The organism is Arthrobacter sp. E3 (assembly GCF_017353415.1).
Taxonomy (GTDB): Bacteria; Actinomycetota; Actinomycetes; order Actinomycetales; family Micrococcaceae; genus Specibacter.
Genome location: NZ_JAFMPX010000025.1, coordinates 40,286 through 51,592, shown reverse-complemented (window position 1 = coordinate 51,592; position 11,307 = coordinate 40,286). Strand labels below are relative to the sequence as shown.

At 60.5% G+C, this 11,307-nt stretch carries 7 protein-coding genes and 2 tRNA genes; 2 read left to right on the top strand and 7 right to left on the bottom strand.

What is annotated here, in order from left to right:
• Positions 1-184 precede the first annotated feature (184 nt).
• Together JMA46_RS11595 and JMA46_RS11590 are read right to left on the bottom strand one after the other, a co-directional pair.
• Positions 185-637 (bottom strand): MarR family transcriptional regulator, encoded by a 453-nt coding sequence (locus tag JMA46_RS11595; RefSeq protein ID WP_207345487.1) that lies wholly within the window; start codon positions 635-637, stop codon positions 185-187.
• Position 638: 1 nt separating this feature from the next.
• Positions 639-1,760, bottom strand: a complete 1,122-nt coding sequence (locus JMA46_RS11590; RefSeq protein WP_207345486.1) for an LLM class flavin-dependent oxidoreductase — start codon at positions 1,758-1,760, stop codon at positions 639-641.
• 179 nt (positions 1,761-1,939) lie between these two features.
• Between JMA46_RS11590 and JMA46_RS11585 the strand changes: the two genes are divergently transcribed.
• Positions 1,940-3,412 (top strand): MFS transporter, encoded by a 1,473-nt coding sequence (locus JMA46_RS11585; protein WP_348770137.1) that lies wholly within the window; start codon positions 1,940-1,942, stop codon positions 3,410-3,412.
• Positions 3,413-3,529: 117 nt separating this feature from the next.
• On the opposite strand, the gene JMA46_RS11580 is transcribed toward JMA46_RS11585, so the two are convergent.
• The 3 genes from JMA46_RS11580 to JMA46_RS11570 form a co-directional block, all read right to left on the bottom strand.
• The gene (locus JMA46_RS11580) at positions 3,530-6,841 is read right to left on the bottom strand and encodes an efflux RND transporter permease subunit (RefSeq protein WP_207345485.1); all 3,312 of its coding nucleotides are present in this window, start codon (positions 6,839-6,841) and stop codon (positions 3,530-3,532) included.
• Positions 6,842-6,953: 112 nt separating this feature from the next.
• Positions 6,954-8,441: a malate:quinone oxidoreductase gene (locus JMA46_RS11575; protein ID WP_207345484.1), complete on the bottom strand. Its 1,488-nt coding sequence runs from the start codon at positions 8,439-8,441 to the stop codon at positions 6,954-6,956.
• A 101-nt stretch (positions 8,442-8,542) separates the two neighbouring features.
• Entirely contained in the window at positions 8,543-10,228 is a 1,686-nt protein-coding gene (locus tag JMA46_RS11570) for an ABC transporter substrate-binding protein (RefSeq protein WP_348770136.1), read from the bottom strand.
• A gap of 143 nt (positions 10,229-10,371) precedes the next feature.
• Between JMA46_RS11570 and JMA46_RS11565 the strand changes: the two genes are divergently transcribed.
• Positions 10,372-10,456: transfer RNA gene (locus tag JMA46_RS11565), tRNA-Leu, on the top strand.
• A gap of 101 nt (positions 10,457-10,557) precedes the next feature.
• Here JMA46_RS11565 and bcp read toward each other — a convergent pair.
• Positions 10,558-11,034, bottom strand: coding sequence for a thioredoxin-dependent thiol peroxidase (gene bcp / locus JMA46_RS11560; RefSeq protein WP_207345483.1), 477 nt, complete (start codon positions 11,032-11,034; stop codon positions 10,558-10,560).
• Positions 11,035-11,156: 122 nt separating this feature from the next.
• Positions 11,157-11,229 (bottom strand) — tRNA-Lys (locus JMA46_RS11555).
• Positions 11,230-11,307: the final 78 nt, after the last annotated feature.

The window sequence follows — 11,307 nt, the reverse complement described above, 5'->3', positions numbered from 1 at the left end:
TCCACAACAGCACCTGGCACGCCACCCTCATCAACGGCACACCCCACTACACCGCCCCCTACCCCCTCGACCCCCAACAAACACCACGCCGCAACCACTACCACCACGGCCTCCCCAAAAAGACAGTCAGCAATTCAGATTCGTGGTGACTTGCGTGGCTCGGCCTTGTGCGGGCAGGACTTCCTTAGCGGACTGCAACCGAGTCCCGCAGCTTGCCAGTCAATTCCAGCAGCGTCAGCATTTCTTCATCCGTCAAGGCAGCCTCCATCAACTCCATGATGTTGCGAACATGCTCCCTGCCCACCTTCTTTTGCAGGACGGCGCCCTCCTCAGTCAAACCAATTAACACCCCGCGTCGGTCATTCTCGGGTGTTCTTCGCCGGATCAGACCGCGTGCTTCAAGCCGGTCCACCATGCGCGAGATGCTGGGCTGCGTCAGCAGCACATTGTCGTTGAGCTCATTGAGTCGCAGCCAGCCGGTGGGGCATCGTGAGAGGTTGTACAGCACGTCGTATTCGCGGCTGCCCACCTCATTGAAAATGGGCGCCCGATGAAGTTCACGCATCACGGCAACTTGCGAACGCAGTAAGGACTCCCATGCATCGGTGGTCAACCGGCGGTGTGCAGCTGCTGACATGCTAGTTCACTCCCGATGGTGTGGTGGTTGAATGTTCGACGGCTGCAGCGGCCCGGGCTGCTTCGCGTCGGGCTTCGAACGTGGGTGCGTCCGGGGCGTCAGCCGGTCGGTTTGCAGCAAACTCCTTGCGGAGTGTGGGCAGGACGTCGGAGCCAAAGAGATCCAATTGTTCCAGGACAGTCTTCAGCGGCAGTCCGGCATGGTCAACAAGGAATAGCTGGCGTTGGTAGTCGCCGAAGTAGTCACGGAAGGTGAGTGTCTTTTCGATCAGCTCCTGCGGACTGCCCACGGTCAGCGGCGTCTGGGACGTGAAATCCTCCATTGACGGCCCGTGCCCATAGACGGGGGCGTTGTCGAAGTACGGTCGGAATTCATTTACGGCGTCCTGCGAGTTCTTGCGAATGAAGAACTGCCCACCAAGGCCCACGATGGCCTGTTCGGCAGTACCGTGCCCGTAGTGCGCGTAGCGTTCACGGTAGAGGCTGATCAGTTTCTGGTAGTGCTCCTTCGGCCAGAAAATGTTGTTGGCAAAGAATCCGTCACCATAATAGGCCGCGATTTCCGCAACCTGAGGCGTCCGGATGGCGCCGTGCCACACGAAGGGGGCAACGCCGTCGAGCGGTCTGGGGGTGGATGTGAATCCGCGCAGCGGGGTGCGGAACTTGCCTTCCCAGTTCACTATTTCCTCATCCCACAGCAGACGCAGCAGCGAGTAGTTTTCAACCGTCAACTCCACGGAGTCGTTGTTGTTCTTGCCAAACCAGGGGTAGACCGCGCCCATGTTGCCGCGGCCCAGCACCAAATCCACGCGTCCCTCGGCCAGATGCTGCAGCGTGGCGAAGTCCTCGGCAATCTTCACGGGGTCGTTGGTGGTGATGAGCGTGGTGCTTGTGGAGAGGATGAGCTTCTTTGTTTGTGCAGCAATGAAGGCCAGAATCGTCGTGGGGGAGCTGGGGTAGAACGGCGGGTTGTGGTGCTCGCCGGTGGCAAACACGTCCATGCCGACGTCTTCGGCATGCTTGGCGATGGTGGTGATGGCCTTTAATCGTTCGTGTTCGGTGGGGGTGCGCCCGGTGGTGGGATCCATGGTAACGTCCCCAACGCTGAAAATTCCGACCTGCATGTGGTGCTCCTCAAGTCCTGCGTGTCTAACACGAGATATATGCGTTTGTATCTAATGTACGGTTCAACCAAAGCGCTGGCCAGTATGTTCCCGTCCAAAAACCAGTTTCTGCTTCCAGCTGCCGTTAGGATGCTTTCCATGGCAAGTAATCCATGTCATTGAAAATACTGAGGAGAGCAATGGCACCATTGCAACGGGGAATGGCCGGAAGACCTCTAAGGATCGCTCCCACTGCCACTGCCATCGTAGGCTTTCTGGTATTAGTCGAACTGACCAGTGGCATACTTCAGGGCTACTACACGCCGCTGCTGACAGACATTGCCCGTTTCCTGGACATCCACGACGCTGACGTCAACTGGTTCGAAGCCGCCCAGCTCATGGTCAGCGCGCTCGTCGTTCCGGTGCTGGCCAAATTGGGCGACATGATCGGCCACCGAAAAGTTCTCCTCGTCTCCACAGCGTTGACCGCCGCGGCCTCGTGGGGCGTAGCCTTCGCCCCCAACTTTTGGCTCTTTCTTCTGGCCTGGGCACTTCAGGGCTTCTACGTCGTATGGCTTCCCTTGGAAATCGCACTCATCTACAGCCGCTCCCACCATAGGCCCGACGGCGCCGCGCTCACCCGCAAATCAGCCGGAATCCTCGTGGCCGGCCTCGAATTTGGCGTGATCGTAGGCGCCTTGGCGGGCGGGTTCATCGGCGGTGCTCTACCCGACCATCTCTGGGTGACGCTCATGCTCCCTGCCATCGCCGTGACGCTGTGCTTCTTCGTGATCCTCTTCGGCGTCCCTGAATCTGCAAATCGCACGGGTGGCCGCGTAGATCTTGTCGGCCTGTATCTCTTGTCAACCGGGTTGTTGTTGATCACAGCCGGCCTGACATTCATGCGTATCAACGGCCCGAGCACCTGGTGGGCGTGGGCCGCCGTCGTGCTTGGCATTGCCTCGTTGGTGCCCTTCACTCGCCACGAATTGGGCCACAAGGATCCCCTCATCGATATTCGTCTCCTGCGCCAGCCCAGTATGTGGCCGATCCAACTGACGGCGTTCCTGTTCGGCGTCCCGGTGTTGGGTGCACAAGCGCCGCTGTCCACGTTCGCCCGCACCAACCCTGACGACGTGGGCTATGGCCTTGGCGTCAGCTCCGGGCTGGTCTCGATCTTGATCGGCGTGTACGTACTGGGCTTGCTTGTCGGAGCGCTGCTCTATCCGCTTGTGACGAAACGGACGACGCCGAGAATCACCTTGATAGGCGCGGCTCTCCTTGTGGCTGTTGGTTACCTGTTGTTCCTCCCCTTCCACGGTTCCATGTCCCAAGTGCTGGTCAACATGGTCATAGCGGGCCTAGGTAGCGGTGCGTTGGTGGCGGCGCTGCCGTCGGCTGCCGCAGCTGCTGCACCCTTGACCCAGACGGGCATGGCTGCCGGGCTGACCAACGCCACCAAGACGGTCGGTGGCGCCTTTGCCTCCGCAGTGTTCGGCATTGCGCTGGCAGGGCAGGCGCTGGGGTCGATCATCGCAGGGTCCGGAAACACGGCGGCGCCGCTTGCGGGCTACATGCTGGTGTGGACCATTTGTGGAGTGACGGCGCTGGTCGCCGCCATCGCCTTGTACTTTGTGCCGAAACTGGCCTTCGGACCGACGCTGCCGCAGTGAAACGGCCTCCGAAACGCAAATACGCACCTTGTCTGCAAAAGCGGAGTTTGTGACAACCGTATAAGCGGACAAGGTGCGTATGTGCTCAAAATCAGCGTTTGTGTGTGCGGGATTTGCCTAGTCGGCGGCGCGGCGGCCCCGCACCTTCGGGATTGCTCCGGTGGTCCAGTCTTGGAACTGTGCACTGGACTCGGTGGACGGGGTGGGCTTGACCGGCTGTGTGGAACCTTGGGGAGTGGAACTCGAACCGGTGGAGCCGGAGCCGGATTTCGGGCTGCCGGCGGGAGAGTGTAGAACCTTGAGCGCCTTGATGAGATCGTGGCGTTCCTTGCGGCCCTCCACGAGGCGGTACAGCACGGGGACCAGGACCAATGTCAACGCGGTGGAAGACACCAGGCCGCCTACCACCACAATGGCGAGCGGTTGTGAGATGAATCCGCCACCGCCGGTGACCCCCAAAGCCATGGGCGTCAGCGCGAAGATCGTAGCCAGTGCGGTCATGAGGATGGGACGCAGGCGTTGCCGGGCGCCGTGTTCGATGGCGTCGGCCACGTTCATGGCTGGCCTGTCATCCGCAGGTTGCCTGTACTGGTTGATCAAGTCGATGAGCACAATGGCGTTGGTGACCACAATGCCCACCAGCATCAGCATGCCAATCAGTGATGGCAGGCCCAGCGGCACTCCCGTGATGAGCAGCAGGCCAATGGCCCCGGTTGCCGCAAAGGGAATGGAGACCAGTAGGATCAAGGGCTGAATGAGAGACTTGAACGTTGCCACCATGATCACGTACACAATGGCGATGGCCGCCAACATGGCCAGACCAAGCTGGGAAAAAGACTCTGCCTGTTGGGTTGCTGCCCCACCAATGTCGGCTAAGACGCCAGCCGGAAGCGCGGTCTCGTCCAGCTTCTTTTGCACCTCACTGCTGAGCGAGCCGAGGGCGTTGCCTTCCGGTGCCACCGAAATGGTGGCCGTGCGCTGGGCATTGGAGGAGGTAATGGTCAGTGGTGACTGGACTTCGGCAACTGTGGCCACTCCGGACAAGGGAACGAAGCCACCAGCTGTGGGGATTTGGGCGGCGGCCAGCGCCTGCACGGAGTCAAACTGTGTGCCGGTGCCGATCTGCACCTTGTAGTCAGTGGTGTCGATGCGCACCGTGCCGCCCGGGATGGGGCTGACAGTTGCGGCCAGTAGTCCGGTGATCTGTTGTTCATCCAGACCCGCGGCCACGGCTTTGGCGCGGTCGACGCTGACCTGGACAACGGGCTGGGTGCCGCTGAGGTTGCTCTGTACTGACTGGGATCCTGGGAGGCCGGTCATGGCCTTGACCAGCACGTCGCTGGCATCTTGGAGTTCCGCTCCAGTTGTGGCCTTGACGGTGATGTCCACCGTGGTTGACATACCGAAGCCGCCGCCCTGGGAACCCAGGCTGACGTTCCCGGCGTCCTTGACAGTCTTGACGTCATTGAGGATGGTCTCACGCAGTTTTACCTGGTCCGCATCGGGATTGGTGATGACTTGGAACCGGGCACTTGAGGCGCCAGATGAAAGAAGCGCCGAGAAGCCGCCGGATGCATTGCCGACGGTGACTTGGACGTCAGTGACTCCGTCAATGCCCTTCAGCACCTTCTCGACCTTGGCTGCGGCCGCATCCGTTACGTCAAGACTTGTCCCGGCCGGCATGTCCTGCTGCACCGTGACACTGTTTTGACCTGTGTCGCCAAGTAGATTGGTGGGCATCAGCGGGATCAGGGCCAAAGTCGCAGCCAAAATGATGCCGCCAGCCAGCAGGGTCACCACCGGATGCTTCTGCGTTTTGGCAAGGACCGGCAGGTAGCCGCGCTGCAGCCATGAAGCACGCTCCTTCTCTTCCACAGCGCGCAGCAGGGCTTTGCCACGCAAGGCGGATCCGGCGTCGTCCGTGGCAGCGGTGGACTTCAGGAACCAGAACGCCAGCACGGGCACAATGGTCAGCGAAACAAGGAGCGAAGCCAGCAGTGCAAACGTCACTGTGAGCGCGAAGGGCCGGAACAGTTCCCCGGCCAGGCTGCCCACAAAAGCGATGGGCAGGAACACGGCCACTGTGGTCAGGGTCGAGGCGGTGATGGCCGCAGCAACTTCCTTCACAGCAGCCAGGATCGCGACCTTTTTGTCCTCCCCATAGCTCAGGTGCCGCTTGATGTTCTCGATCACCACAATGGAGTCGTCCACCACCCGCCCAATGGCAATGGTGAGCGCGCCGAGCGTGAGGATATTCAGCGAATAGCCTGTGGCCCACAGCCCGATGAAGGTCACCAGCAGCGACAACGGGATCGAGATGGCGGTGACCAGCGTGGAGCGTACCGACATGAGGAAGATCAAGATCACGACGACGGCGAACCCAAGTCCCAGCAGACCCTCCACCGTGAGGTCGTGGATGGACTTTTCAATGAACGGGGCCTGGTCCAGGACTGTCGTGAAAGTGGTGTTGTTGCCCAGTGATGCGGCAATTCCCGGCAGTGCGGCCTCGACCGCCTTGGACACCGTCACAGTGTCCCCGGCCGGCTTCTTTGTGATGGACAGTGCCAAGGTGGCCTTGCCGTTGGTGCGTGTGATGGACGTGGTGGCGTCGTCGGCCAAGGCGACGCTGGCCACCTCGGCAATGGTCGGTGCGGAACCGGCCGGGCCACCGGAACCGGCACCGGGGCCGGTGGTGGCCAGCGGGAGTGCCTTCACGGCGTCGATGGAGTCGACAGGGCTGCCGGCCTGGATGGGGAGCGTCAGCTTGCCGGTCTCGAGGGAACCGACCGGCACAAGGGTGCCGTTGTTGGCCAGCGCCTTCGCGATGGCTCCGGCGGAGACACCGGCGGCGGCCATCTTGGCTGGGTCCGGGAGGATGGCGATGTGCTGGGAGTTGGCTCCGCTCACATCGGCGCTGCGCACGCCGTCGATCTTCATGAGCGCGGGAACGGCAATGCGCGCAAGGTCGGTGTTCAGTGCAGCCAGGTCCTGGTTGGAGGAAACGGCTAGGAACACGATGGGGAAGTCGGAGATGCTGCCGGCAATGGGCTGCGGCTGAACGCCGGTGGGGAGCCGCTGGCTGACGTTGGAGATGGCCCGGTCGATCTGGTTCCGGGCACGGTCAAGGTTGGTGCCGTACTGGAACGCCAGATTGATGGTTGAGACGCCGCTGCGGGAGGTGGAGGTGCTGGATTCCAGTCCCTCCACCGCGTTCAGCGCGGCCTCGAGAGGCTCGCTGACCTGCTTGTCCACCACAGCCGGTGAGGCACCGGGCATGGCCGAGACCACTGTGATCTGCGGGAACTCGATGCTGGGAATGAGCTCCTGCTTCAACGAGCCCAGTGTGATGACACCAAACACCAGCGCAAAAACCGTGATCAAGGCAATCAGCGCCCTGTTCGCCAACGACATCCTGGCCAGATTAAACATCAACACACTCCCACTGCGTTATGCCGGCCCCGTCCGGCACCGGGAGAAACTTGTTTGCCCCACTCCAGCTGCTTGTCCCACTTCAGCTGCTTGCGCTGCTTCGGCGCCTTACTTAGTCCAGCTGCAGGGAAGCAGCTGTGGCAGCCAGCGTCTTTTGGAAAAGTTCCGCATTTTCATTCAACTTGGTGCCATAGGTGGGCATCATGACGCGCAAGGACTGCTGCCAGTCCATTTTGAACTGGCGCGGGAAGCAACGCTGCAACAGTTCGATCATGATGGGCACTGCCGTGGAGGCTCCCGGGGAGGCGCCCAGCAGAGCGGAGAGGGTCCCGTCGGCTGCCGTGATGACCTCGGTGCCGAACTGCAGGATTCCGCCCTTCTTGGCGTCCCTCTTGATGATCTGCACGCGCTGACCTGCCGTGATCAATTCCCAGTCCTCGCCGTTGGCTTCCGGGAAGTACTCGTTGAGGGCATGGACTTTTCCGCCGCGGGACTTCGTCACTTCGCCCACAAGGTATTTCACCAGGTCGAGGTTGTCCTTGCCCACGGCCAGCATTGGGATGATGTTGTTGGGTCGGATGGAACCGGGCAGGTCCATGTAGCTGCCGTTTTTGAGGTACTTGGTGGAGAAGCCGCCATACGGGCCGAACAGCAATGAGCGTTCGCCGTCAACGAAGCGGGTATCCAGGTGCGGCACGGACATTGGCGGTGCGCCAACCGACGCCTGGCCGTAGACCTTCGTGCTGTGCTGGGACGCGATCAGCTGGTCCGTGCAGCGGAAGAACTGGCCGGAGACGGGGAAGCCGCCATAGCCCTTGCCTTCGGGAATGCCTGAACGCTGCACCAAGTGCAGGGCGCCGCCGCCACTGCCGACAAATACAAACTTTGCCTTGACTTTGCTGTGCTCGCCGGACTTCGGGTGCTTGAGGGAAACGTCCCATTGACCGTCCGGGGTTCGTGCGACGTCGGTGACGGTGGTGCCGTAGTTGACTTCGACCCCGCTGTTGGCCATGTAGCCAATCAGTTCACGGGTCAACGCACCAAAGTCGACGTCTGTGCCTTCCTCGGCGTACGTTGCCGCCACGACTTCCTTCGGATCCCGGCCGTTCATCACAAGCGGTGCCCACTTGGCAATGGTTGCGGGATCGTCGCTGTACAGCATGGAAGCAAAAACGGGGTTTGGCTTCAACGCTTCGTAACGAGTCTTCAAGAACTTGCGGTTCTCTTCGCCAATGACAAAGCTCATGTGTGGGACGGTGTTGATGAAGCCCTTGGGGGAGCCAATGTGGGACTGGTCCACCAAGTGCGACCAGAACTGGCGCGAGAGTTGGAACTGCTCATTGATGTTGATCGCTTTGGCAGGGTTGACCGAACCGTCTTCGGCAGCCGGGGTGTAGTTGAGCTCACAGAGCGCGGAGTGGCCGGTGCCGGCGTTATTCCACGGACTTGAGGACTCCAACCCGGGAGTATCAAGCTGTTCAAACAGCGCGATCTTCCAAGTTGGTTCGAGTTGCTTGAGCATGGTGCCCAGCGTGGCGCTCATGATGCCGCCTCCAATGAGGACAACGTCAGCGTCTTTGGTGTTCGAGATGAAGGTCACAGTCAACTCCGGTAGAGGCTCTTACTGGCGCTAGAAGCGTATCGCGGCAGGAGCTCCTTGCCTAAATTCTTCCTTGATGGCTGGTTCTGCCACAGCCAAATCTACTGTGGCGCAGGGGCCAATTTCACTTTGTTGAAGACCTCGTTCAAGACGGGACTCAGGGGGTAGAAAACTACCCGGCTTGAGAGGGCGAGCGCTGAGATGGGGAATGCAAGCGGCACAGCCGGAACCGTTGCGGCCAGCTGTTTGCTGATTGCTTCATAGGCCGCCACGCGGTCCGGGCCGTCCGGGATGCTGCGTGCACGGGTGATTTTGGAGACCAATTGAGGATCATCCATGCCCAGGAGCTTGGTGGGGGAGCCGAATAGCGGGCCCACAAAGTTATCCGGATCCGCGTAGCTGCCATTCCAGCCAAGCAGGCTCAGCGCGTGGTCTTCATTGCCGGTGACGGCGGGGACGTAGCCTTCGTTCCACGGAATGGGAACGGGCTTGATGTTGAATCCGGTGGCCGTGAGATTCGTGGCAATCTGTGCATACACCTTTTCCGGCAGCGGCAGGTATGGCCGCGCGGCGTTGGTGGGGTAATAAAATTTCAGTTCCTCACCTTTGTAGCTGGAGGCGGCCAACACCTCCTTGGCTTTCGCCGGATCGTAGGGGATGCCTTCCACGGCGTTATTGAAGCCGCTGAGCTTGGGTGGGATGAACTGCGCGGTGGCCGCAGTGCCTGCGATGAAGTAGTTGCTGACAAGGGAGGCCTTGTCGATCGATCCGGCAATCGCTTCGCGCACCTTCCGGTCAGCAAGAACGGGGATCTTTTGGTTGATGCCCAGGTACACGACTGAAAACGGGTCCCGCTGGAGCACCTGCTTGCCGTTTTTGATGAGTTTGTCGTAGTTGCCGGGCGTGACAGGGTCAAAACCGTCAATGGAACCGTCATCCAGCGCGGCATAGCGGGTGTCGGGTTCGTTAAAAGTCTTGAAGTTCAGCGTCTTGATGTCACCCTTTTCGCCCCAATAATTTGGATACGCGTTCATCGTGACGGCACCGACGGTTGCTGAAGTAAAGGTGAAGGGCCCCGTGCCCACAGGATGTTGGGCGTAGCGGGAGATCTTCTTGCCGGAAAACTGTTCATCAAGGACGTTCGCTGTGCCTGACGTCAAAGCGGCAGGGGAGGAGATTGCGAAGGCTGGCAGGGTGAGGGCTTGCAGGAAACCGGTGAGCCGCACTTTCACGCTCAGCGTGACCTTCAGCGGCCCGTCGACGCTGCATCCTTGATAGATCGTGTAGTCGGGCTCATCTGAGAATCCACGGAACACCTGCTTGAACATCGTGGCTGAACCGTCGCCGCGGATGGCAGGGGGCAGGGTGAACCAGCGTTGGAAGTTCGTGCACACCGCTGCCGCGTCAAAGGCGGTACCGTCCTGGAATGTCACGTCAGGGCGCAGGGCGAAACTGTAGCCGAGCCCGTTGTCGAGCTCGGTCCACTTCGTGGCCAGGCTGGGGGCCGGTGCGCTCGTGACGGGGTCAATCGTCACCAAGCCTTCCAACACCTGGCGCGTGACCCTGTAGGACTCGGTGTCCGCTACAAGCGCCGGGTCAAAGCCCATCGGTTCGGAACCGGTGCCAAAGTTGAACGTGGCGGTGGGGGCCGGTGCTGCGGGCGAGGCTGTCGTGGCGGGGGTGGGCAGCGGCGTCGCCGTGCAGGCTGTTGATGTCAGAAGAACGACGGCGCTCAGGGCCACCGCACGCCACGTCACCTTTCGCAGGGGGCCGGCGGGGCTTTGCACGTTGTCGTTTCTCCTTGCAGCGCGAACGTTCCATCAGCCACTCATCATAGTGGGGGAATCTGGGCTTTTGCCCTTCCACGGCTGCAAGGGTGGTCGAAAGTACTGCTTGCAGCCGGTAGTATGATTCAAGCTTCACGAGCGTTGCGCGAGTGGTGGAATTGGTAGACACGCAGGTTTTAGGTACCTGTGCCTTCGGGCGTAGGGGTTCAAGTCCCCTCTTGCGCACCAACAGAAAGGCCCCGGCTGATGAAAATCGGCGGGGGTCTTTTGTTCTTCCACTTCTTGGTCCACCCAATAGGTGTCGGGTGGCGAGGATCAGGCGGTAGGTGTCAGACGGCGTCGAGCAACAAATCGCGGCGCAACTTGGCGACGTGCCCGGTGGCGCGCACGTTGTACTGGGCCACGGCAACCTTGCCAGCTTCATCAACTACCAGCGTGGAGCGGATCAAGCCCTCGTAGATCTTGCCGTAGTTCTTCTTTTCTCCCCAAGCGCCATACGCCAATGCCACGGCGTGGTCGGCATCGCTGAGCAGGGGGAAGGTGAGGGAGTCCCGAGCGGCAAACTTCTCCAACTTCGCCACCGGGTCCGGTGAGATGCCCAGCACCTGGTAGCCGGCATCCTGCAACGAGGCGAGGCTGTCCCGAAAGTCGCAGGCCTGCTTGGCGCATCCCGGGGTCATTGCGGCGGGGTAGAAATACACAATCACCCGGCGTCCGGAGAAATCCGCCAGCGCGGTGGTGCCACCCTCGGCGTTGGGCAGGCTGAATGCGGGGGCCGAATCGCCGGGAACAAGGCGTTCACTCATGGAAGGACTCCTGAAGTTCTTATCGATGAAGTTGTTGGGGATAAACGGATGTCGAACGTGCTGGGGCAATAAAAAAACCGCTTCAATACTAGTTGTTACTAGTATTGAAGCGGTTTTCTCTGTGCACCCCTCGGGACTTGAACCCGAAACCCATTGATTAAGAGTCAATTGCTCTGCCAATTGAGCTAGAGGTGCATCTTAGCGCTGCTGTGAAGCACATCTGGATTGTGTCCGTCGTGTTCCCCGCAACGGGATAAAACTATACGGCTTTTT

Coding starts and splice junctions, on each gene's coding strand:
- JMA46_RS11595 (WP_207345487.1), bottom strand. CDS start 637: ATGTCAGCAGCTGCACACCGCCGGTTGACCACCGATGCATGGGAGTCC.
- JMA46_RS11590 (WP_207345486.1), bottom strand. CDS start 1,760: ATGCAGGTCGGAATTTTCAGCGTTGGGGACGTTACCATGGATCCCACC.
- JMA46_RS11585 (WP_348770137.1), top strand. CDS start 1,940: ATGGCACCATTGCAACGGGGAATGGCCGGAAGACCTCTAAGGATCGCT.
- JMA46_RS11580 (WP_207345485.1), bottom strand. CDS start 6,841: ATGTTTAATCTGGCCAGGATGTCGTTGGCGAACAGGGCGCTGATTGCC.
- bcp (WP_207345483.1), bottom strand. CDS start 11,034: ATGAGTGAACGCCTTGTTCCCGGCGATTCGGCCCCCGCATTCAGCCTG.